A 21,977-nucleotide genomic window follows, 5' to 3' on the forward strand; every position below is an offset into this window, starting at 1 on the left:
GGTAAAAATGCCGACATTTAAATTTACGCCTAAAGATATCTATGAAGCAGACTTCTCTACAAAGATGCGTGGTTACGATAAAGAAGAAGTCGATGAACTCCTTGATGATGTTATTGCTGATTATGAAACTTATCAGACTGAAAACTTGCGTCTTCAAGAGGAAAATGAGTTTTTGAAGAAAAAGATTGCTGAATTAGAAATGCAAGTTTCTAAACCAAATCAAGCAAATCTTGATGATACACAACGCTTTGACCCTAACCAAATTCTTCAAGCACGTTCAAGTAAACCAAAAGTGGAAATGCGTAATCCAAGTAATTTTGATTTACTCAAACGAATTAATCGTTTAGAACAAGCTGTATTTGGACCTAACGGCATTGCTAGTGAAAACAACTAAGAAAATATAAAATTGAAATGTTTTATGTTCTGCATTAGGTTTAGCAATGAGCCTATTTGCAAACTTCACAAGATGTGAAGGCAAAGATTTTGGTAAATGAACTTTATTGTTCTGCTTAATTTTTGATAAAAACAGTTTTCGGATAATCGCGCGATTTTTTTGTAAATCGTGAGGAAAGTCCATGCTCGCGCGTTGCTGAGATGCACGCAGTGATTGTGCTAGGTCAAACAATAAACCTAGGTAGGAGCGTCATGCCTAACGGCTGGCCAAAACGCTAAGTCTTTTGATATGCGTGAGTAGCCTGTAAAAGTGCCATAGAGACGAGTCTTAGAGGAAACTCTAAGAATGGAACGTGGTAAACCCCTCAAGCGAGCAACCCAAACTTATGGTCGGGGCACTTGACTAGCCAAAATGAAGGCGTGGTCGAGGCTGAAATTAAGAATTTTGGCAGACAGATGATTATCGAAGGGGAGATTCACGAATGTGAATTGAACTGGAACAAAACATGGCTTATAGAAAACTGTATGACACAGGCTGGGGCTTTTAGCCTCGGCTTTTTTTGATAAATAATGTTTAATTGAAATAGATAGAATTATCTCTGCTCATTTTATGCAGAGAATGGAAAGTTAAAAAATGCAAAAGAAATTCAAGTTATTAGCAACTTCTTCAAGTGGTTTAGAGAGTTTAGTTGCTCGCGAACTTCGTAATCTGGAAATTGAAAATGTTTCAATTGACGACCGTTCACGTGTCTTCTTTGAGGGAAATTTGGCAACAATTGCTAAGGCGAATCTTTGGTTAAGAACGGCTGACCGTGTAAAAATTGTAGTTGGGGAATTTAAAGCTAGAACATTTGATGAATTGTTTGAAAATGTTTATGCGCTTCCCTGGGCGGAGCTTATTCCTTTTGGAAGCCAATTTCCTGTCAGCAAAGCTAAAGCAGTGAAATCAACTTTACATAATGAGCCGTCAATTCAAAGTATCACTAAAAAAGCGATTGTCAAAAAATTACAGACGACTTATCATCGTCCTGAAGGTGTTCCAATTCCTGAAAATGGAGCTAAATTTTCAATTGAGATTGCTTTACACAAAGATATGGCAACTGTATTGATTGATACGACTGGCGATTCTTTATTTAAACGAGGCTATCGTTCAGAAAAAGGAGAAGCTCCTTTGAAAGAAAATATGGCAGCTTCGATTATTTTATTAACCAATTGGTTAGCAAATCCTCGTCGTGCTTTTGTTGATCCTACTTGTGGTTCTGGAACATTTACAATTGAAGCAGCAATGCTGGCTTTAAATATGGCACCAGGAATGAATCGTCCATTTGCTTTTACTGCATGGCCTTGGTTTGATGAAGAAATTTTGAAACAAGAAAAAGCTTTGGCCAAAAAACAAATTCGTACAGATTTAGAATTGGATATTCAAGGTTTTGACATTGATGGAAAAATGATTGAAATTGCAAAACATAATGCACTTGCGGCAGGCCTTTCAGATGTGATAAAATATAAGCAAATGCGACTTCAAGATTTTAGAACTGATAAGCTTGACGGTGTCTTAGTTTCTAACCCGCCTTATGGAGTGCGTTTGGAAGATGAAGAAGCTGTTGCAGCTCTTTATGGTGAAATGGGTAAAACTTTTGCGCCACTAGAAACTTGGGGTAAATACATTTTGACGAGTGATGTCGCTTTTGAAAAGCATTATGGGGCAAAAGCAACTAAAAAACGCAAACTATATAACGGAACACTTAGAACAGATTTGTATATGTATTTCGGAAAACGTATGAAATAAATTTAACTGACAGAACAAAAAGCTATTACTAAAACAAAAAAAATTTAGTGATGACGGCTGTCAGTAAAAATTCAGACGAGTTTGAGCAACTCTCGTTGTCTGATTCACCATTTTATTGGAATTGTGGGAATCTTATTCGGAGGAAAAATGTCAAACAAAAATAAAAAAAATAGAAACAAAAATAAAAATAAAAATAACAATAATAAGCCAAAAAATGAGCAACAAATTGGTGAAAAAACTTTGAAACTTCAAGATTTACAAGATTTTACCGTAGGGCAAATTGTTGAAGAATCAAAACGTGTTGATAAAGAAAATGAAGAAAATGAGTCTATTTTAGATAAATATATTCGTCAGCACCGTGGAGAAATTGAAGAAGCCAAAAGTAAAAATTTGGATGAATTCATTCAGGCAGAACGTACAAATATAGAAGTTCCGGTTGAAGAAGAAAAAGAAGCTAAGTCAGAAAAACTTCAAGAAGTTTCCAAAGAGGAAATCGACGAGAATGATGAATTAGCAGCTTCAAAAATAGATTCTGAGAAAGTTACTGACAGTTCTGATTCTGATTTGTCAGCAGAAAATAAAGACTTAGAAGTTGCTGACAAGGAAAGCGAAGGAACTAAAAAATCAAAAAATGATTTAGTTTTAGATCCTGTTGTGATGGTCGACGCTCCTGTCAGTACTTTGCCAGAGCAAAAAGAAGCTCCACAAGTTGAAGAAGTCAAGAAAACTGAACCAACTGACGAAGAAGAAGCCGAAAGTCCACAAGATGAGAAGGTAGTTGCTGCACCAGTTATGATGTCAGCAAACGAAGTTCCAATGGACGAGCCAAGTGAACCAGAAATTTCTGAAACTGACACTAAAACTGATTCAATAATTGACGAAAAATCAGAAGTTGAACCAAAAGTAACAGAAGAACCAGCAGAAGAAATTAAATCTGATTCAAAAGAAGATTCTACTGAAAATAATCAATCCCTTGAAGCGGGAGCTGAGGAAAAAGTGACAGAGTCACCAAAAGAGACAAAAAGTGATATTCCTGATAAAGTTATTACTGCTGAATCAGTTTCACCTCACTTACTAGCTGAAACAACATCCTTTAAAGCAGATAAAGTAGAAGAAAATGCGGCAAAAATTACTGACGAAAAGTCAAAAAATCGTAAAAAACCAATCATTATTGGTCTATGTGCAATTGTCTTAATTGCAGCTGGAGCGATTGGATTTGCCCAATATAATAGTCATCAAAAAGGGAAAACGGTTCAAACTTCTCAAAGCAGTCAGAGTGATTTAGATAAATATCAGAAACAATACGATGCTTTTTTCACTGACAAATCACATACTATTTTGAGAAATAGTCAATTTAGCAAGTTATCAGCTCTTGAAACTTTAGTTGATGCTCACAAAAATTCCATGGCATGGTCAAATGCAGTTTCTGATACAGAAAGCCTAAAAGACCAAATTAATGCGATTAAGAAAGTGAATGCTCTCTTTACTAGCGCAGCAATTACTGACGGAAAAATTGATTCAGCAGCTAAAGTAGTGGCAAATGTAAAAGTTCCAGAAACTCCTAAAACAACCAATGAAACCCTGAATAAATTACTGACACAAGCCATTGATTTAGCTAAGAGCCAAGTTGCCAAGGAAAGTTCAGCTAAAGCGTCTGCAAGTGCAGCAGAAGCTAAAGCGAATCAAGGAGCTACTAGCCAAAGTTCTACATCAAGTACAGCTAGTCAAAGCAATTCTACGACGACTCCTTCGTCAGCAGCTTCAGCAGGTTCAAGTACAAATGCCAGCACAAGTAGTAATACTAATGGTTTGAGTAGCAACGGAGTTAATTTAGAAGTATCAGCAGCACGTGTCCAACCTCAAGCTGGAGTCAACACGAATGATCCTGCTTTCACATGGGGAGCTGGAATTAAAGAAATGGTTCTGAATAAAGCCCGTGAACGCGGCTATATTACAGGAGATAATTATATTTTAGTTCCAACAGCGATTCATACAACCAATGGTTCCCAAGGTTTCCCAGCCGGAATTGTTAGTGGTTATTACAATCTTTATGCACCAGATGGTCGGTATTTAGTATCAATTAATGCTAAAACAGGTTTCTTTGTTGGTAATGGTTCTGGTCATGCTGATAACTTAGATTATGACGCTTAGAAAATAAAAAATAATCATCATTCAGATGATTATTTTTTTTACTGACAGAAACTTACTGACAGAAACTTACTGACAGAAACTTACTGACAGAAACTTACTGACAGAAACTTACTGACAGAAACTTACTGACAGAAACTTACTGACAGAAACTTACTGACAGAAACTTACTGACAGAAACTTACTGACAGAAACTTACTGACAGAAACTTACTGACAAAAATTTACTGACAAAAATTTACTGACAAAAATTTACTGACAAAAATTTACTGACAAAAATTTACTGACAAAAAAACTTTCGCCAAAATCAGCGAAAGTTTTTTACTTTTATCAATTAATCGATTAGAAAATTAATAAGTCATGGTCAGTATGAGTGAAGCTTTCACAACCATTTTCTGTTACGTAAAGACAGTCTTCAATACGCACACCTACTTTACCAGGAATATAAATTCCAGGTTCGTTAGAGAAGCACATTCCTTCTTGAATTACGAGGTCGTTACCGGCAACAATAGATGGATATTCGTGAACGTCCATTCCGATACCATGTCCAAGGCGGTGATTGAAATATTCACCATATCCTGCTTTAGTAATTAAGTCACGGGCAACAGCATCAATTTCATGTGCAGTTACACCAGGTTTAATGAAGTCCATGGCTGCTTGTTGAGCTTCCTTAACGATTTTATGGATCTCAGCATCAAAGTCATTAGGTTGACCAATAGCGATTGTACGTGTCGCATCAGAAGCATATCCGCCACTCATCACACCCAAGTCAAAGAGCAAAAGTTTATTTTCTTGAATTTCAACATTTTCAGGTGCACCATGTGGATTAGCAGCGCGAGCTCCTGATAAAACAAGCGTGTCAAATGACATCTGTGGAACACCCATACGTTTCATTTCGTATTCAATTTTTGCAACGATATCAGATTCAGTCACACCATGACGTTCAGCAGCAGTGGCAAAACCAATTTCAAAACACTTGTCAGCAAAATCACCAGCAACTTTCATTTTTTCAATTTCATCTGCTGACTTAATCAAACGCATCCGTTCAATCAAAGGAGTCAAATTCACAAAATTAACATTACCAAATTGTGATTTTAAGCCTTCAGTTTTAGCTAAAGGAATATCTGAAAATTCAACCGCAATTGATTTAACTTCGGATTTCACATGATTTTTAACAACTTCCCAAGGGTTTTGAGAATCTTCATATCCGAAAATATCCAGACCACTTGTGTGTTCTTTAGCTTTTTCCACTTCCAAAGCAGGAGTAAATAACATCGGAGTTGAATCTCTAAAAATCATCAGCCCAGCAATTCGTTCATGGGGATCAATTGCTAGCCCTGTTAGATAATTTAGAGTTGTCGGATTAGTGATGAAAGTCATATCGACTTCCTTGTCATTCAGAAAAGCTGAAATACGTTCAATTTTGCTCAAAATGGTTCCTCCAATATTTATGAAAATGAGTTTCTTAAATTCTCATGAAAATAAAAAACACTATATCCCCTATTCTACGCTATTTTTATTAAAAAATCACGTAAAAAAACATAGCTGAAGGTTGAAAAGGTTTACAGTTAATGATATAATTTGTAAATGAAAATGGTTTTCATAAATACTATGAATAAAAAGAAAAGAAAGAGGATAGCCAATTATGGTAGAATCAACAACAACAATTTATGATGTGGCACGTGTCGCCGGAGTGTCAATGGCAACCGTTAGTCGTGTTGTAAATGGAAATGCAAATGTAAAGGAAAAGACGCGCCAGAAGGTCTTAGAAGCTATTGCTGAGCTTGACTATCGTCCTAATGCAGTTGCGCGCGGACTCGCAAGTAAACGTACAACAACAGTTGGTGTTATCTTGCCAACCATCACTTCAACTTACTTCGCAGCGATTACTCGCGGGGTCGATGATATCGCTTCCATGTATAAATACAACATGATTTTAGCTAATAGTGATAATGATGTTGAAAAAGAAGAAAAAGTTTTAGAAACTTTCTTATCAAAACAAGTTGATGGAATCGTCTATATGGGTTCATCTTTAGATGAAAAAATTAGAACTTCCCTCAAAAATTCAAGAACACCTGTTGTTTTAGTTGGAACAATCGATGGAGATAAAGAAATTCCATCTGTTAATATTGATTACCATTTGGCTGCTTATCAATCAACTAAAAAATTGATTGATAGCGGAAATAAAAAAATCGCTTATATCATGGGTTCATTGAAAGACGTTGAAAATACAGAACGCATGGTTGGTTATCAAGAAGCTTTGCTTGAAGCAAATATTGAATTTGATGAAAACCTCGTTTTTGAAGGTAATTATAGCTATGAACAAGGAAAATCACTTGCTGAACGTTTACTTGAGCGAGGAGCAACTTCTGCAGTAGTATCACATGATACAGTAGCCGTTGGACTCTTGTCTGCAATGATGGATAAAGGAGTGAAAGTTCCTGAAGATTTCGAAATTATCTCAGGTGCAAATTCACCAATTACTCAATATACATATCCAACTTTGACTTCTGTTAACCAACCCCTTTACGATTTGGGAGCAGTAGCAATGCGTCTTTTGACAAAATTAATGCTTAAAGAAGATGTTGAACAAAATCAATTAGTTTTGGATCATGAAATCTTTTCTCGTCGTTCTACCAAATAAAAAATCAAGCCCTTTTGAGGGCTTTTTTTATTTAAAGTAAAAAGTATTTGACATTTGAGAGAAAAGTCGCAATAATAGAGAGATGATAAAAAGAATTTATTCAATAGATTAAATGAATAAATTGTTAAGGAGTTTGATATGCAAGAATTAGATTTAATTATTGTTGGAGCAGGTCCTGTTGGTCTATATGCGGCTTTTTACGCAGGAATGCGCGGTTTATCAGTTGCAATAATTGAATCAGCGCAAGTTCCAGGTGGTCAACCCCAAAATCTCTACCCTGAAAAATTAATCTACGATATTGCTGGCCTACCAGCAGTGACAGGGGCAGATTTGACAAAAAATCTTTTAGAACAACTAGCACAAATCTCTCATCGATTATTTCTTGGGGAGAGCGTTCAAAAAATTGAAAAAGAAGAGGGGATTTTTTCTGTAACTACTGATAAATCAACCAGAAGAGCCAAAGGCGTTTTGCTGACGACTGGTGCCGGCCTTTTGAAACCTCGAAAGTTAGGAATTGATAACGAAGAAACTTTAGCCAATGAAGGAAAAATATCTTACTTTATCACTTCTCTAAAAGAGTTTGAGGGAAAAAATGTTGCGGTTTTTGGTGGAGGAGATTCGGCTTTAGATTGGTCATTAATGCTTGAAAAAGTAGCTAAAAATGTTCATTTGGTTCATAGAAGAACTGCTTTTCGTGGTCATGAAATTACAGTTGACCGAGTGATGAATTCTAATGTTCAAGTTCATACGCCTTATACTTTTTCAAATTTGATTGAAAATGAATTAGAATTAAAAAAAGTAAAATCAGAAGAAAGCTTGAACTTTTCGATTGATAAAATTTTGGTTAATTATGGTTTTTTAACAAATCAAGTGACTTTAGCTGAAAACTTAGAAGTCAGTCGTAATGGTCGTGTTAAGGCCGATTCAATGATGCAATCCAATATTGATGGACTTTATGTCGCAGGAGACGCAAGTGATTATCCGGGGAAAATGCCCTTGATGTCCGTTGGTTTTGGTGAAGCAGTCCATGCGATTAATGCCATGACGGAAAAACTTGAATTTGACCACCCACTTAGAGGGGGACATTCTTCATCCATTTTTTAAAATAAAAAGCGTATTCTAAATAGGGGTACGTTTTTTTTATGAAATACGGTATAATAGAGAAAGAAAAATGACTTGAACTTAGCTTCATTAATAAAAATGAGCCAAGTTTTATGAGTGCTTTGTTTAAAAAGCAAAATAAAAGTAAATTGGGAATGTTTGATGATATTAAATTTGATTATTTTAGTAGCCTTGGTTTGGGCTTTCATGGTTGGTTACTCACGAGGCTTGATTTTGCAAGTCATCTACAGTTTTGGTACGATTATTGCGGCCTTCATTGCAGCCAGTAATTATAAAGAATTAGCACAAAAATTGAGTATTTGGGTTCCTTTTTCAAATGCCACAGAAAACTCACATCTCTTACTTTTTAGTGATAAACTTCTTTTTCAACTCGATGATGCTTTTTATGCGAGCATTTCGTTTTTAGCAATTTTTATTGTCGTTTATGCTATTATCCGTCTTATCGGTTTATTTTTACATTTTGCACTTAGTCCTCTGGGAAGAAATGGAAAAATCATTGCTGGAATTTTAGGATTTGCGGCGACTTATTTTGGTTTACAAATGGTCTTGATGGTCTTGAGTTTGGTTCCTATTGCAGCGGTTCAAAGTCAACTTGATGCTAGTTTTCTAGCTCGTTTTATGGTTTTACATACACCGATTTCATCAGGAATCTTGCAAAACCTTTTTATTGAAAACATTGTCCACATTAATCCTCTAGGATAGTGCTAGGGGAGAAATCTACAGATACAACTTGAAATTTAAATAGAATGAATAAAAAAATTCTCCAAATATTGGAATATGATAAAGTCAAAGAACAGTTCATGAATGCTTTGACGACAGCGCAGGGTCAACAAGAATTAAAAGATTTAAAACCTTTGACAGATAAGGAAAAAATTCAGCTCCTTTTTGATGAAGTTGCTGATTTTCGCTTATTGACCCAAGAAAATGGCCTATTAAATTTAGGAAAAACAAATGATTTAACAGAAATACTCAGACGTCTAGAGCTTGAAGCCAGTCTTTCAGGCAAGGAATTCGTTGAAATAAAAAAAGTGATTCAATTAGGAATTAATATTCAACGCTTTTTTGATGAAGCTGAAAATGTTGAAACACCTTCACTAGCTATTACTTTGGAAAAATTGGTTGATTTATCAGCATTAGTCAAAAAATTAGAAATTTTTGATAATGCGGGAAGTCTTTATGATAATGCCAGTCTCGAATTGATGCATATCCGTGCTTCAATCAAGAGTCATCAATCAGAAATTCGGAAAATCATGCAGGAAATGCTGACCAAAAATCTCTCATCTTTGAGTGAAAATGTCATCACTATCCGAAATGACCGACAAGTGCTTCCTGTAAAAGCAGAAAACAAAAATAAAATTGCTGGTGTAGTTCATGATATGTCTGCTTCAGGTCAAACGCTTTATATTGAACCAAATGCGGTTGTTTCATTAAATAATAAACTTAATCAAAAGAGAATTGAAGAACGCCAAGAAATCACAAGAATTTATCGTGAGCTTGCTAGTCAATTAAAACCTTATAGCTTTGATATAAGACAAAATGCTTGGCTGATTGGTCATATTGATTTTGTTCGTGCCAAGTATCTTTATTTAGCAGCGAATAAAGCGACACTTCCAGAATTAACAACCGATAAAGATATTACCCTTTTTGCAGCTCGTCATCCTTTGATTGAGGCAAAAACTGTTGTGGCAAATGATATCAAATTTGATGCAGGGCTCAATACGATTGTTATTACCGGTCCTAATACGGGTGGGAAGACCATTACTTTGAAAACAGTTGGTTTGTTGACAATATTGGCTCAATCAGGTCTGCCAATTTTAGCAGCTGATGGCAGTCGAATTCATCTTTTTGATGATATTTTTGCCGATATCGGTGATGAGCAATCCATTGAGCAAAGTTTATCAACTTTCTCAAGTCATATGACTAATATTGTTCATATTTTAGCTCAAGCAGATGAAAATAGTTTGGTCTTATTTGATGAACTTGGGGCCGGAACTGATCCGAAAGAAGGAGCGGCTCTTGCTATTGCCATACTGGAAAATTTACGTGAACGAAATGTGAAAACCATGGCAAGTACTCATTATCCTGAGTTAAAAGCTTATGGGGTCGAAACGCAACAAGTAATCAATGCAAGTATGGAATTTAACATTGATAAAATGCAACCCACTTATCATTTGCAATTGGGAGTGCCTGGACGTTCAAATGCCTTGGAGATTTCTAGAAGATTAGGTTTGCCAGAAACTATTATTTCAGTAGCCAGTCAACAAATTTCAGACAGTGAGCATGATGTCAATCAGATGATTGAAAAGTTGGAAGAAAAAACACGTGAAGTGATTGAAAGTTCAAGAAATATTAAAAAAATTGAACGAGAAAATCAAAGTTTACATAAAGATTTGACAAAAGTCTATAATCAAATTAATCGTGAGCGCGAGTTTGAATTAGAAAAAGCACAAAAAGAAGCTCAAGAAGTCGTTAAAAAAGCGAGCCTTGAAGCGCAAGAAATTTTGAAGAATCTCAATGATAAAGCAGCATTGAAACCACATGAAATTATTGCTGCTAGAAAAGAACTTGAAGGTTTGGCTCCAACCATTGATTTTTCTAAAAATAAGGTTTTGAAAAAAGCGAAAGCACAAAGAGGACTTAAGCAAGGGGCTGAAGTTAATGTCACTTCTTATGGTCAGCGTGGTAAATTGATTCGTTTAGAAAAAGATGGACGTTGGACGGTTCAAATGGGTTCAATCACGACTCGTTTAAATGAAGATGAATTTGAAGTGATTGAAAGTCCAGAACAAATTCAAGCCAAAACTAAAAATGTCAGCAAGAAGGTGACTTCTAAAGTCAAAGCTCAACTTGATTTACGCGGGATGCGTTATGAAGAAGCAGAACTGGAATTGGATAATTATATTGATCAAGCTCTACTTGCAAATTTGATTCAAATTACGATTGTTCATGGGATTGGAACGGGTGTTATTCGAGAAATGGTACAGAAAAAACTTCAAAAACACCGTCATATTAAATCTTATGAATATGCACCAATTAATGCTGGTGGCTCTGGAGCAACGATTGCTATTTTGAAGTAAAATAATAAATTTCTCAAAATCTATTTTCTTGAAATTTTAAGTGAATTACACTAGAATAGTCTTACTGAAGAAAATTATTTCAATGAAGGAGATAAAATGGAATATAATATTACTGATGCAACGTTTGATGAAGAAACAAAAGAAGGGCTTGTTTTAATTGACTTTTGGGCAACTTGGTGTGGTCCATGTCGCATGCAAGCGCCAATTTTGGAACAACTTTCAGAAGAACTTGACGAATCAGAACTTAAGATTTGCAAAATGGATGTTGATGAAAACCCAGCAACAGCTCAAGGATTTGGCATTATGTCTATCCCAACATTGATGTTCAAAAAAGATGGTGAAGAAGTAAAACGCATTGTTGGTGTTCAAACAAAAGCACAACTTAAAGCCGTTATTGCTGAATTATCATAATAAAAATTACTGACAGAACTTTTTTCTTCTTGAAATAAAGTCTGTCAGTATTTTTTTATATTCAATTCTAGTAAAAAGTTCTGTCAGTAAAAGAGAGTGGAAGTATGGTACATACTGACAAGTCTGTCAGTAAAATGAGCGTGACAAAAAGCTTTTAAAATGATATGATTGAGAAAGAAAAATTTCAAAGAAAATAGGGATTTGGAAGGTCAAAAAGACTTTTCAAATTTTGAGGAGTTTAATATGTCAAAGAAAAAAGATACTGAACTTGAAATTATTGATACAGCTGACGGAGCTGTCATTAAAAGTGGAAAAAAAACAATCGCCGAAATTAAAGAAAAATCAGGAAATTTTGTCATTGTTTTTTCAGGTAAAGAAATTGCTACAGTGACTTCTTTTGAAGCAGCTCTTGAGGAAGCAATTATGGCCTATAATCTTTCGATTTAAAGATTTATTTGTGATTGATTTGAAATTTCTAAGTTATAACTTGAAATTAATAAGATAATTTGTTAAAATATTTCTTGTCGTCATAAAGCAATCTTGGGGTATAGCCAAGCGGTAAGGCAAGGGACTTTGACTCCCTCATGCGTTGGTTCGAATCCAGCTACCCCAGTAAAAAAACGTAAAAGGAAACGCTGTTTCCTTTTTTCTTTTTGCGAAAATATGCTAGAATAAGGTAAAACATTTATGAAAATGTAAGGAGAAGTTTATGAGAAAAACAAAAATTGTTGTTCCAATCATGCTGACAGAGTTAGCAGAGCTTGAGAAAGTTTCTGTCAGTGATTATCGAACAGCAGATATTGTTGAATGGCGTGCCGATTTTTTGTCAGCAGATGAAATTTTAGAGATGGCTCCTAAATTCTTTGAAAAATTTAAAGAAAGTAAGATTTTATTTACTTTAAGAACAGTCAGAGAAGGCGGAAATATTCAAGTTTCTGAAAAAAAATATTTACAGATTTTACAAGAAATTTTGACTTACAATCCCGCATATATCGATGTCGAATTCTTTACGCACGGCCCTTCATTTGCCGCTTTGAAAGATTTTCGGGATAAAATGGTACTCTCTTATCATAATTTTGATGAAGTTCCGTCCGATTTAACCAATCGGTTGATTAAAATGCACGAAGAAGGAACTGCCTTTGTTAAAGTTGCTGTGATGCCAGAACGTGAATGTGATGTTCTTGATTTATTACAAATCACTCGTGATATGACTTTAGAATACGGTGAACATTTTATCAGCATGGCAATGGGTGACTTAGGGCGACTTTCAAGAATTTCTGGTTATTTGACTGGTTCTTGCTGGACTTTTGCAAGTTTAGACAATTCTAGTGCGCCTGGGCAAATTTCTCTCAAAGAAACAGAGTATATTTTGGATATCTTAGAAAAATAGAAAAATGATCTGGTCAGAGATATTGTTCGGTTATGACAGATAATTTTTTTACTTTTATTTGGACCAGTAGAATGGACCAAATGCTTTGTCAGTGAAAATGTTATAATAGATAATGAAAAAGGACGCTTTGTTCATTAGAAATTAAAAATAGGATTAATTTACTGACAGCTATTCTGTCAGTAAAAAAGGAGAAAAAAGTGGTTATTAGCCGTTATTCACGTCCAGAAATGGCAGAGATTTGGTCAGAAGAAAACAAGTATAAAGCATGGCTTGAAGTCGAAATTCTTGCAGATGAAGCTTGGGCAGAGCTTGGGGAAATCCCAGCAGCAGATGTGAAAAAAATTCGCGAAAATGCAACTTTTAATGTTGAACGCATTCTTGAAATTGAAAAAGAAACACGTCATGACGTGGTAGCTTTCACACGCTCTGTCAGTGAATCATTGGGTGAAGAACGCAAATGGGTTCATTATGGTCTGACATCAACAGATGTCGTTGATACAGCTTATGGTTATCTTTATAAACAAGCTAATGATATTTTGCGCAATGACCTAAAAAACTTTGCAGAAATTGTTAAAAATAAAGCTTTAGAGCATAAATACACAGTAATGATGGGTCGAACTCACGGCGTTCACGCTGAACCAACAACTTTTGGCTTGAAATTAGCGACTTGGTACAGCGAAATGAAACGAAATATTGAACGTTTTGAACATGCTGCGAAAGCTGTTGAAGCTGGGAAAATTTCTGGTGCTGTTGGAACATTTGCGAATATTCCTCCATTTGTTGAAGCCTATGTTTGTGAAAAATTAGGGACTCGTCCACAAGAGATTTCAACACAAGTCTTACCACGTGATTTACATGCAGAATACTTCCAAACGTTGGCGCTCATTGCGACATCAATTGAACGCATGGCAACAGAAATTCGTGGATTACAAAAATCTGAACAACGTGAAGTTGAAGAATTCTTTGCTAAAGGTCAAAAAGGATCGTCAGCAATGCCACACAAACGTAACCCAATTGGTTCTGAAAATATGACAGGTTTAGCCCGCGTCATTCGTGGACATGCAATTACAGCTCTTGAAGATGTTAGTCTTTGGCATGAACGTGACATTTCACACAGTTCTGCTGAACGTATCATTGCACCTGATACAACAGAATTATTGGATTATATGTTGAACCGCTTTGGGAATATCGTTAAAAACTTGACTGTTTTCCCAGAAAATATGAAACGAAATATGGATGCGACTTTTGGCTTGATTTACAGCCAACATGTCATGTTAATGTTGATTGAAAAAGGAATGACGCGTGAAGCAGCTTACGATTTAGTTCAGCCTTTGACTGCACAATCTTGGGATGAACAAGTGATGTTTAGACCATTGCTTGAAGAAAATGAACAAATTCGTCAGTATTTGAATGATGAAGATATTGATAAAGCTTTTGATTACAATTATCATTTAACAAGAGTCGATGAAATTTTTGACCGTGTCTTTGATTAATAAGAAAGCCTACTAAAAAGTAGGTTTTTTTGTTATTAAAACGAAATATAAAAAGGATTGACAAATTTAATGAAAACGGATACAATTATAAATGTAAATATGAGAACGTTCCCACATGTGAAAGGAGGAAGTAATGACAACCATCAAACAAGTTGCGCTTGAAGCAGGAGTTTCAAAGTCCACTGTTTCACGTTTTATTGCTCAGAATGGTTATGTAAGTGATGAAGCCAGAGAAAAAATTGAACGAGCAATAAAAAAACTAAATTACAGACCTAATCTTTCTGCCCAATCTTTAAAAACGAAAAAGAGCCAGCTTGTTGGACTATTATTGCCAGATATCTCCAATCCTTTTTTCCCAATGCTTGCCAAAGGAGCAGAGGAATTTTTAAAGGAAAAAGGTTATCGTGTGATGCTCGGAAATATTGGTGAAAAGAATCAATCTGAGCAAGATTATTTAAAAGTTTTGATTCAAAGTAATGCTGCTGGCATCATTTCAACCCATGATTTTAAAGAAGACTTTCCTGATTTGGATATTCCAACTGTAATCGTGGACCGAGTAGGCCATAAAAGTAACTATGGTGTTTTTTCGGACAATGAGTCAGGTGGACGATTAGCAGCAAAAGTGATTGTAACAGCAGGAGCAAAAAAAGTTGCTGTAGTCAGCGGTCCTTTGAATGCCACAAATATCAATAATCGTTTTAAAGCAAGTATTGCTTATTTAAAAGAAAAGCAAGTTGATTTTAAAGCTTTTTACAGTCAAAGTTATGATTTTGAAGAAATTCAGAAAGAGGCGAGAGAAGTGCTTGCCAATGAAGAAAACTTTGATAGTATCATTGCACCATCGGATATTCATGCCATGGCTTATATCCACGAAATTCATCGGTTAAATAAGAAAATTCCTGAGGAAATTCAAATTATTGGTTATGACGATATTCAAATGAGCCAATTCATTTATCCAGCACTCTCAACCATTCATCAATCTGCTTATCAGATGGGGCTTGAAGCTGCTCAACTTATTTATAAAATCGAGACTGACCAAGCAATTGAGAAGTCTAAAATTGAACTCCCTGTTTATTATGTAGCGCGTGAAACAATTCGACAAAAGAGAAAAGAATGAGGAAAAATTAATGACAAAAGTAAGTGTTATAGGAAGTATTTCAATGGATTTAGTCACAAGGACTAACCGAGTGCCGAATGCTGGAGAAACCGTATTTGGTGAAGATTTCGCTATGGTTCCCGGTGGAAAAGGAGCAAACCAAGCCGTTGCTTTTGCTAGACTTTCTCCTAATGAAGTAAGCATGATTGGAGCAGTAGGCAAGGATGCTTTTGGTGAGAGTATTTTGCAAAACTTCAAAGAAAATGCAGTTCTTTTTGAAAATGTGGGAACGGTACCACAAACAACAGGGATTGCTCAAATTACTCTCTATGATGACGATAATCGTATTATTATTATTCCAGGTGCTAATAATGAAGTTTTACCAAGTTATCTAGCAGACCTTTGGGAGAAAGTTAAAGAAAGCCAACTTGTTATTCTACAAAATGAAATTCCACATGAAACAAATCTAGCGATTGCTAAATTCTGTAAAGAAAATGCGATAAAAGTTCTTTATAATCCAGCTCCAGCAAGAAAAACAGATTTGGAAATGATTGATTTTGTTGATTATATCACACCGAATGAACACGAATGTAAGGAACTTTTTCCGAATTTAGCACTTGAAGAAATTCTCAAAAAATATTCAAATCGTCTGATTGTCACCTTAGGAAGTGAAGGAGTCATTTTCCACGATGGAGAGACTCTTCAAAAAATTCCAGCCATAAAAGCTAAGGTTGTAGATACAACTGGTGCAGGAGATACATTCAACGGAGCCTTTGCCTTTGGTTTGACTGAAAACTTATCAATTAGTGATTCTATCAGATTAGCTGTCGTTGCTTCTCATTTATCTATTCAAAAATTTGGTGCACAAGGCGGGATGCCAAAGCTATCAGAAGTTAAAGCAAAATTAAAAGAACTTGAAATTAATCTCTACTAAAAAAGAAAGAGAGTTAAATTTATGAAAAAAGAAGGAATACTTAATAGTGAATTAGCAAAAATTGCTGACGATTTGGGCCATACTGACCAAGTTTGTATAGGAGATTTAGGACTACCAGTACCAATAGGTACCCCCAAAATTGATTTAGCCCTGACCAGAGGAAAACCCAGTTTTCAAGAAGTGCTGGACATCTATTTGGAAAATATTTTAGTTGAAAAAGTCTATCTTGCTGAGGAAATAAAAGAAAATAATCCTGAACAGTTAGCGATTTTACTGACAAAATTATCAGCAGATGTTGAAATAGTTTTTGTCAGTCATGAGACCTTAAAATTAATGAATCATGAGGTCAAAGCAGTGGTGAGAACAGGAGAAAATACACCTTATTCAAATATTATTTTACAATCAGGTGTCGCTTTGTGAAAAAGGAGGAGGTCAATTTTGAAAATAGAAATGAAGAACATTTCTAAATCATTTGGAACGAATAAAGTTCTTGAAGCAATTGATTTAACGATTAATTCAGGAGAAGTTCATGCCTTAATGGGAGAAAATGGGGCTGGAAAATCTACTTTGATGAATATTCTAACTGGTCTATTTCCAGCTTCTGGTGGGGAAATTGAGATTGACAGTGAAAAGAAAATTTTTAAAAATCCTCAGGAAGCAGAAGGATTTGGAATTAGTTTTATTCATCAGGAAATGAATACTTGGCCTGATTTAACAGTCTTAGAGAATCTTTTTTTAGGACGAGAGATAAAAAATAAATTTGGTATTTTAGATACGAAGGCCATGCGAAAAAAAGCAAATTTTGCTTTTGAACAGTTGGGAGTAAAAATTGATTTAGACAAAGAAATTGGTAATTTATCAGTTGGTCAGCAACAAATGGTTGAAATAGCTAAAAGTTTTTTGTCTGATTTAAAAATTTTGATTATGGATGAACCAACAGCAGCATTGACCGAAAGAGAAACAGAAAGATTGTTTTCAGTTATTGCTGGTCTTAAAAATCAAGGGGTTGGAATTATTTATATTTCTCATCGAATGGAAGAAATTTTTAAAATCACAGATTGTGTAACTGTCATGCGTGATGGTCTAGTCATTGATACGCAAAAGACGAAAGAAACCAATGTTGATGAATTAGTTAGAAAAATGGTTGGTCGGTCAATTACAGATTACTATCCCCAAAAAAATGCTGAAATTCGAGAAATTGTATTTGAAGCCGACCATTTATCGGCAGAATCTTTTAAAGACATTTCATTTTCAGTTCGTTCAGGTGAAATTCTCGGATTTGCAGGACTCATGGGAGCGGGTAGAACTGAGGTCATGCGAGCAATTTTTGGAATTGATAAGCTAAAATCAGGCACGATAAAAATTAATGGAAAGAGTCTAACTATCAATAACCCGGCAAAAGCAATCAAAGAAGGAATTGGCTTTTTAACAGAAGACCGAAAAGATGAAGGACTTGTTCTTGATTTCTCAATAAAAGATAATATTACTCTTCCGAGTACAAAGGATTTTATTCATCATGGCCTCTTTGATGATAAAACAGCAACAACTTTTGTTAAGCAACTCTCTGAGCGTCTTAATGTTAAAGCGACAGATGAAGAACAAATAGTTGGTTCTCTATCTGGAGGAAATCAACAAAAAGTTGTCCTTGCCAAATGGATTGGCATTGCGCCAAAAGTTTTAATCTTAGATGAACCAACACGAGGAGTCGACGTGGGAGCCAAGCGTGAAATTTATCAATTAATGAATGAACTTGCTGAACGTGGTGTTCCAATTATTATGATTTCAAGTGATTTACCCGAAATTCTTGGTGTTGCAGACCGAATTGCAGTGATGCATGAAGGAGAAATAGCAGGAATTTTAGCCAAAAATGAAGCAACACAAGAAAATGTGATGCAGCTCGCAACAGGAGGACAATAAGTGTGAAAGCTCTATCTCAAAAATTCAGTTCTTTAACGACAATGATTGCTCTGATTGTTTTGATGATTATCATTACATGTATCAATCCCAACTTTATGACGGCAAATAATTTGCTAAATTTACTCTTACAAGTCACGGCTAATGGATTTATTGCCTTTGGGATGACCTTCGTAATTCTAACTTCAGGAATTGACCTGTCAGTTGGCGCAATTTTAGCCCTTTCAAGTGCAGTGTCCGCAGGTTTTATAGCCCAAGGAATGCCTTTACCGCTAGCAGTAGTCTGTGCGTTAATCATTGGTGCTTTTCTTGGAGCGATCAATGGTGCACTTATTGCCTATGGGAAATTGGCCCCTTTCATTGTAACTTTAGCTACTCAAATGGTTTACCGCGGAGCAACCCTTGTTTTTACTGATGGTAATCCAATTACTAAACACATGGATGGCTATTTCTTAGCCTATATTGGACAAGGTTACTTACTGGGTATTCCTTTCCCTGTTATTTTAATGATTCTTGTTTTCATTATTTTATGGATTTTACTTCATAAAACAGCCTTTGGTAAATCAGTTTATGCTTTGGGTGGTAATGAAAAAGCTGCTTATATTTCAGGAATTAAACTAAATAAAGTAAAAATTGCCATTTACACTTTATCTGGGGCAATGTCCGCAATTTCTGGTTTAATCATCAGTTCTCGTTTGTCATCAGCAACGCCACAAGCAGGATCTGGCTATGAAATGTATGCAATCGCTGCCGTTGTCCTTGGGGGAACCTCTCTAATGGGAGGGAAAGGGCGAATGTTTGGAACAATGATTGGGGTATTAATCATTGGTGTTCTAAATAATGGCTTAAATATAATTGGTGTGTCAGCCTTTTGGCAACAAGTCATCCAAGGATTAGTTATTCTCGTTGCAGTTCTTATCGATGTCATTCGTAGCAAACGGAAATAGGAGAGTTGAACATGAAATTAGTAAAAAAATTAACTTTTGCTTTTGTAGCTACTTTAGCAGTCTCAACTTTGACCGCATGTAGTCTTTATACCGGCATTCCAGGCCGTGATGGAAAAGAAAAAGTAGAAGAGGTAACGCATAAGAAACCAAATGAATTAAATATTGGTGTTTCTATTTCGACAACAAACAATCCTTATTTTGTTTCAATGAACAATGCGATTAAATCAATGGCCAAAGAAAAAAATACAAAATTAACGGTTTCTGATGCCCAAAATGATTCTGCAACACAATTAAATAATGTTCAAAATTTCATCAGCCAAAATGTGGATGCGATTTTAATTAATCCTGTAGATTCTGATGCCATTGTTCCAGCCATTAAAGCAGCCAACAATGCGCATATCCCAGTGATTGCAATGGATAGAGGTTCAAATGGTGGAACAGTTTTAACAACCGTTGCCTCTGATAATGTGGCCGCTGGAAAAATGGCAGCTCAAGCCGTTGAAAAATTGGTTGGGAAAAACGTAAAAGTTCTGGAACTTTCTGGAACACCAGGAGCTTCGGCAACAATAGACCGTGGTAAAGGATTTAATAGTGAAGCTAAGACCTTAGGTTTAAATATATTATCCAGTCAATCAGCTAATTTTGACAGAACAACTGGCTTAAATACGACTCAAAATATGCTCCAATCTCATAAAGACGTCCAAGCAATCTTTGCGCAAAATGATGAAATGGCACTGGGAGCAGCTAAAGCTGTGCAAGCCACCGGACAAAAAATAGCCATTTTTGGAATTGATGGTGAGTCTGAAACACATGATGCTATAAAAGCAGGGACAATGACTGCAACGATTGCTCAACAACCGGCTAAAATTGGTGAAATGGCTTTGCAAGCTACCTATGATTATTATCAAGGTAAAAAAATAGCACATATGATAAATTCGCCAATCTATCTTGTGGATAAAGATAATGTTGATGAGCACCAATGGTAGTATAAAAACAAAAATTCTGTCGCTAGGACAGAGTTTTTTTATTTTTAAAAATAAAGATGAATAATGAATAAAAATATAAATTTGTCCAAGTGACATTTTTAAACTTCGCAAAAAGTAAAATTTATAATATAATAGATAGCTGGGGCTCTTTTAGGTTTGTAAAACTAAAAAGAGTTTATCCTCTAAAAAAAGGAGAAAAAATGGGAGAAAATACTGTTCCTCAAAAATCTAGTGATAATGCGGGTTCAATAGTGGCTTTAATGGTGGCCCTATTGGTAGCAATCTTTGCTTTTCAGCTCAATGCTTCAATGCTCTCGCCTGCTTTGGTTACCATGCAGACCCAATTACACACGACAGCTTCGTCTATAGCACTAACACAAACCATCTTTTTTACAGCTGCGGCCTTATTTGCTCTATTTTTGCCTCGTTTGGCGGATTTGATTGGACGAAAAAAAGTTCTAATTGGAATGCTTACTTTGACAATGATTGGTTGTCTTATCTCAGGATTTGCTACAAATGTGGGGATTTTGATGATTGGTCGTATTTTACAAGGTGCTGCTGGCCCTGTGGTTCCGCTTTGTTTAATTATTCTGCATGTGAAAGTGCGTGATGAGAAGAGATATGCAAAATTAATGGCCATACTCACTTCAATCAATGGTGGAATTGCTGGGGTTGATGCATTAGCAGGTGGTTGGCTAGTAAGTCATGGTGGATTTCGTTCTGTATTTTTTGTTATGGGAATTACTGCGGCACTTGCTATTCTTTTAGTAAGTTTTGGAACGCAAGCGTCAACTGCAAAAGATACACCAAAAATGGATTGGAGCGGAGTCATTCTTTTAGTTGTGGCAATGGGTGCGCTCTTGAGTGCGGTGAATGCCTTGCAAGGAAGTTTTGGAAATCTTGGACTTCCTAATTGGCTTTTAGCTTCAGTCTTGGCTCTTTTAGGTTTGATTTGTTTTGTTGGATTTTGGCAAGTTGAAAAACGAGTGAATCATCCAATGGTTCCTATTCATTATTTGAAACAAAGAAGAACTTGGGGATTATTAATTACAACTCTCCTAACGATGACTGGTGTCTTTGCAATTATGAATGGTATTATTCCAGCTTTGGGTCAAGATGGTAAGTTTGGTTTGGGACTTGGGGCAGATATGGTTTCTCTTGTTACCCTTACTCCTTATGCGCTTGCTGGCTTATTCTTTGGACCTGTTTCAGGATTCTTAGCTGCTCGCTTTGGCTTTACAAAAGTCCTTCGGGTTGGACTTTTAACGACGATTATCGGTATTGGTTTAGCCGTTGTTGGAGTGCTACAACCTTCAATCTGGCTTTTATTGTTGGTATCTACCTTCATTGGGATTACCTATGCTGGAATAACAAATATTATGTTAAATGGTCTGGGAATCGTGCTTTCACCAGAGGATAATCCAGGTTATCTTCCGGGCTTAAATGCAGGAATGTTTAATTTAGGAGCTGGTATCAGTTTCATTATTTTGTACGCAGTGCCAACGCTTTTACATACCAGTGTTGGTGGAAGTAGTTCTGGTTATATTTCTGGAATTGTCACAGGATTGATTCTTGTTATTATTGCTTTCTTTACTTCATTTTTAATTCCAGATTCTAAAAATGTAAAATAAATG

The 21,977-nt window shown here is 35.7% G+C and carries 19 protein-coding genes, 1 tRNA gene and 1 other RNA gene; 20 read left to right on the top strand and 1 reads right to left on the bottom strand.

Annotated elements, in window-relative coordinates; all coding sequences use genetic code 11:
* Positions 1-7 precede the first annotated feature (7 nt).
* The 4 genes from gpsB (at position 8) to LDP15_RS01460 (ending at position 4,333) form a co-directional block, all read left to right on the top strand.
* Positions 8-394, top strand: coding sequence for a cell division regulator GpsB (gene gpsB, locus LDP15_RS01445; protein WP_003129453.1), 387 nt, complete (start codon positions 8-10; stop codon positions 392-394).
* Between the two features lie 134 nt (positions 395-528).
* Positions 529-912, top strand: an RNA gene (gene rnpB, locus LDP15_RS01450) — RNase P RNA component class B.
* Between the two features lie 115 nt (positions 913-1,027).
* On the top strand, positions 1,028-2,182 hold the full coding sequence (locus LDP15_RS01455) for a class I SAM-dependent RNA methyltransferase (RefSeq protein WP_015426843.1): 1,155 nt from the start codon (positions 1,028-1,030) through the stop codon (positions 2,180-2,182).
* A gap of 147 nt (positions 2,183-2,329) precedes the next feature.
* Positions 2,330-4,333 carry a cell division site-positioning protein MapZ family protein gene (locus LDP15_RS01460; RefSeq protein WP_015426842.1) on the top strand — a complete coding sequence of 668 codons (2,004 nt, stop codon included), beginning with the start codon at positions 2,330-2,332 and terminating at the stop codon, positions 4,331-4,333.
* A 338-nt stretch (positions 4,334-4,671) separates the two neighbouring features.
* Here LDP15_RS01460 and LDP15_RS01465 read toward each other — a convergent pair whose 3' ends face one another.
* Positions 4,672-5,760 carry a Xaa-Pro peptidase family protein gene (locus tag LDP15_RS01465; protein WP_042230537.1) on the bottom strand — a complete coding sequence of 363 codons (1,089 nt, stop codon included), beginning with the start codon at positions 5,758-5,760 and terminating at the stop codon, positions 4,672-4,674.
* A gap of 214 nt (positions 5,761-5,974) precedes the next feature.
* Here LDP15_RS01465 and ccpA point away from each other — a divergent pair, with 214 nt between their 5' ends.
* The 16 genes from ccpA to LDP15_RS01545 all read left to right on the top strand — a co-directional run bounded on the left by ccpA (position 5,975) and on the right by LDP15_RS01545 (position 21,974).
* On the top strand, positions 5,975-6,973 hold the full coding sequence (gene ccpA, locus LDP15_RS01470) for a catabolite control protein A (protein WP_225513450.1): 999 nt from the start codon (positions 5,975-5,977) through the stop codon (positions 6,971-6,973).
* 138 nt (positions 6,974-7,111) lie between these two features.
* Positions 7,112-8,077, top strand: coding sequence for an NAD(P)/FAD-dependent oxidoreductase (locus LDP15_RS01475; RefSeq protein WP_225513449.1), 966 nt, complete (start codon positions 7,112-7,114; stop codon positions 8,075-8,077).
* A 159-nt stretch (positions 8,078-8,236) separates the two neighbouring features.
* Positions 8,237-8,797: a CvpA family protein gene (locus LDP15_RS01480; protein ID WP_003129445.1), complete on the top strand. Its 561-nt coding sequence runs from the start codon at positions 8,237-8,239 to the stop codon at positions 8,795-8,797.
* A gap of 44 nt (positions 8,798-8,841) precedes the next feature.
* The gene (locus LDP15_RS01485; protein WP_015426839.1) at positions 8,842-11,172 is read left to right on the top strand and encodes an endonuclease MutS2; all 2,331 of its coding nucleotides are present in this window, start codon (positions 8,842-8,844) and stop codon (positions 11,170-11,172) included.
* Between the two features lie 96 nt (positions 11,173-11,268).
* On the top strand, positions 11,269-11,583 hold the full coding sequence (gene trxA, locus LDP15_RS01490; RefSeq protein WP_003129442.1) for a thioredoxin: 315 nt from the start codon (positions 11,269-11,271) through the stop codon (positions 11,581-11,583).
* Positions 11,584-11,826: 243 nt separating this feature from the next.
* Positions 11,827-12,030 carry a DUF2969 domain-containing protein gene (locus LDP15_RS01495; RefSeq protein WP_010906074.1) on the top strand — a complete coding sequence of 68 codons (204 nt, stop codon included), beginning with the start codon at positions 11,827-11,829 and terminating at the stop codon, positions 12,028-12,030.
* Positions 12,031-12,124: 94 nt separating this feature from the next.
* Positions 12,125-12,196 (top strand) — tRNA-Gln (locus LDP15_RS01500).
* Positions 12,197-12,292: 96 nt separating this feature from the next.
* Positions 12,293-12,973 (top strand): type I 3-dehydroquinate dehydratase, encoded by a 681-nt coding sequence (gene aroD / locus LDP15_RS01505; protein ID WP_015426838.1) that lies wholly within the window; start codon positions 12,293-12,295, stop codon positions 12,971-12,973.
* A 197-nt stretch (positions 12,974-13,170) separates the two neighbouring features.
* On the top strand, positions 13,171-14,466 hold the full coding sequence (gene purB / locus LDP15_RS01510; protein WP_015426837.1) for an adenylosuccinate lyase: 1,296 nt from the start codon (positions 13,171-13,173) through the stop codon (positions 14,464-14,466).
* A gap of 133 nt (positions 14,467-14,599) precedes the next feature.
* Positions 14,600-15,583 (top strand): LacI family DNA-binding transcriptional regulator, encoded by a 984-nt coding sequence (locus LDP15_RS01515; RefSeq protein ID WP_015426836.1) that lies wholly within the window; start codon positions 14,600-14,602, stop codon positions 15,581-15,583.
* Positions 15,584-15,593: 10 nt separating this feature from the next.
* Positions 15,594-16,496, top strand: coding sequence for a ribokinase (rbsK, locus tag LDP15_RS01520; protein ID WP_042230533.1), 903 nt, complete (start codon positions 15,594-15,596; stop codon positions 16,494-16,496).
* A 21-nt stretch (positions 16,497-16,517) separates the two neighbouring features.
* Entirely contained in the window at positions 16,518-16,916 is a 399-nt protein-coding gene (rbsD, locus tag LDP15_RS01525) for a D-ribose pyranase (RefSeq protein WP_015426834.1), read from the top strand.
* An 18-nt stretch (positions 16,917-16,934) separates the two neighbouring features.
* Positions 16,935-18,413: a sugar ABC transporter ATP-binding protein gene (locus LDP15_RS01530; RefSeq protein WP_042230532.1), complete on the top strand. Its 1,479-nt coding sequence runs from the start codon at positions 16,935-16,937 to the stop codon at positions 18,411-18,413.
* Between the two features lie 41 nt (positions 18,414-18,454).
* Positions 18,455-19,357, top strand: a complete 903-nt coding sequence (locus tag LDP15_RS01535; RefSeq protein ID WP_225513451.1) for an ABC transporter permease — start codon at positions 18,455-18,457, stop codon at positions 19,355-19,357.
* Between the two features lie 11 nt (positions 19,358-19,368).
* On the top strand, positions 19,369-20,343 hold the full coding sequence (locus LDP15_RS01540) for a substrate-binding domain-containing protein (RefSeq protein ID WP_057720056.1): 975 nt from the start codon (positions 19,369-19,371) through the stop codon (positions 20,341-20,343).
* Between the two features lie 200 nt (positions 20,344-20,543).
* Entirely contained in the window at positions 20,544-21,974 is a 1,431-nt protein-coding gene (locus tag LDP15_RS01545; protein ID WP_225513448.1) for an MFS transporter, read from the top strand.
* Positions 21,975-21,977 lie beyond the last annotated feature (3 nt).

The sequence above is a fragment of the Lactococcus sp. SK2-659 genome (genome assembly GCF_020218185.2).
GTDB lineage: Bacteria > Bacillota > Bacilli > Lactobacillales > Streptococcaceae > Lactococcus > Lactococcus lactis.

Bases quoted from the DNA above. Each gene is read 5' to 3' on its own strand.
- LDP15_RS01540 (WP_057720056.1), top strand. From the start codon at position 19,369: ATGAAATTAGTAAAAAAATTAACTTTTGCTTTTGTAGCTACTTTAGCA.
- LDP15_RS01535 (WP_225513451.1), top strand. From the start codon at position 18,455: ATGATTGCTCTGATTGTTTTGATGATTATCATTACATGTATCAATCCC.
- LDP15_RS01495 (WP_010906074.1), top strand. From the start codon at position 11,827: ATGTCAAAGAAAAAAGATACTGAACTTGAAATTATTGATACAGCTGAC.
- ccpA (WP_225513450.1), top strand. From the start codon at position 5,975: ATGGTAGAATCAACAACAACAATTTATGATGTGGCACGTGTCGCCGGA.
- LDP15_RS01485 (WP_015426839.1), top strand. From the start codon at position 8,842: ATGAATAAAAAAATTCTCCAAATATTGGAATATGATAAAGTCAAAGAA.
- trxA (WP_003129442.1), top strand. From the start codon at position 11,269: ATGGAATATAATATTACTGATGCAACGTTTGATGAAGAAACAAAAGAA.
- LDP15_RS01475 (WP_225513449.1), top strand. From the start codon at position 7,112: ATGCAAGAATTAGATTTAATTATTGTTGGAGCAGGTCCTGTTGGTCTA.
- LDP15_RS01480 (WP_003129445.1), top strand. From the start codon at position 8,237: ATGATATTAAATTTGATTATTTTAGTAGCCTTGGTTTGGGCTTTCATG.
- LDP15_RS01460 (WP_015426842.1), top strand. From the start codon at position 2,330: ATGTCAAACAAAAATAAAAAAAATAGAAACAAAAATAAAAATAAAAAT.
- LDP15_RS01515 (WP_015426836.1), top strand. From the start codon at position 14,600: ATGACAACCATCAAACAAGTTGCGCTTGAAGCAGGAGTTTCAAAGTCC.
- LDP15_RS01455 (WP_015426843.1), top strand. From the start codon at position 1,028: ATGCAAAAGAAATTCAAGTTATTAGCAACTTCTTCAAGTGGTTTAGAG.
- gpsB (WP_003129453.1), top strand. From the start codon at position 8: ATGCCGACATTTAAATTTACGCCTAAAGATATCTATGAAGCAGACTTC.
- rbsK (WP_042230533.1), top strand. From the start codon at position 15,594: ATGACAAAAGTAAGTGTTATAGGAAGTATTTCAATGGATTTAGTCACA.
- aroD (WP_015426838.1), top strand. From the start codon at position 12,293: ATGAGAAAAACAAAAATTGTTGTTCCAATCATGCTGACAGAGTTAGCA.
- rbsD (WP_015426834.1), top strand. From the start codon at position 16,518: ATGAAAAAAGAAGGAATACTTAATAGTGAATTAGCAAAAATTGCTGAC.
- LDP15_RS01545 (WP_225513448.1), top strand. From the start codon at position 20,544: ATGGGAGAAAATACTGTTCCTCAAAAATCTAGTGATAATGCGGGTTCA.